1 protein-coding gene is annotated in these 662 nt (G+C 66.2%); it reads left to right on the top strand.

Annotated features, from left to right (window positions below; genetic code table 11):
• Nucleotides 1-22: 22 nt before the first annotated feature.
• A partial coding sequence (locus tag RZ1_RS29505; RefSeq protein ID WP_244899425.1) for an MBL fold metallo-hydrolase occupies nt 23-662 on the top strand: 640 nt, incomplete at its 3' end.

The following is a 662-nucleotide window of genomic DNA, read 5'->3' as shown; positions in this document are numbered from 1 at the left end:
CTACAACGGACTCCGGTTGCCGGTGACGGAGACGACGAAGGTGTTCCTGTCGCATCTGCACGCAGATCATGTCGGCGACATGCCGACGCTGGTGTGGAGTCTGGCCAAGGCAGGTCGGCGTGACCCGGTCGAGGTCTGGGGACCGGCAGGCGAGGTTCCCGAACTCGGAACCCGTGCCTATACGACGCATCTCGAGGCCGCGCACGCATGGGACATGCAGTCTCTGTGTGGGCACCCCGGTCAGTCCGGCGCCCACACCGAGACCACCGAGGTGCCCTGGGACCGGACCGCCACCGTCTACGACCGCAATGGTGTTCAGGTCACCTCGTTTCCCGTCATCCACATCATCAACGGCGCGGTCGGCTACCGACTGGACTACAACGGCCGCAGTGTCGTGTTCTCAGGCGATACCCGGCCGTGCCGCCCCCTGGTGGCAGCGTGTGACGGTGCCGATCTGCTCGTCCACGAGACGTTCCCGTCGGCGTCGGTGTTCGCGCGGAAGGCCGGCGTTCCGCTGGAGTTCGCGGAGCGGGTCGTCAACGACTCGCATACCAGTCCGACGATGGCGGGAAGTGTTTTCGCCCGGGCCGGTGCACGGATGTCGGTCATGTGGCACCTGGCAGTCGACCACGAGACGGTCGGTCCCGCGTATGCGGAGATGT

Source organism: Rhodococcus zopfii NBRC 100606 = JCM 9919 (assembly GCF_001895025.1).
GTDB classification, from domain to species: domain Bacteria; phylum Actinomycetota; class Actinomycetes; order Mycobacteriales; family Mycobacteriaceae; genus Rhodococcus; species Rhodococcus zopfii.
The sequence above is the reverse complement of the archived record's forward strand: the minus strand, read 5'-3'. Positions and strand labels throughout refer to the sequence as shown.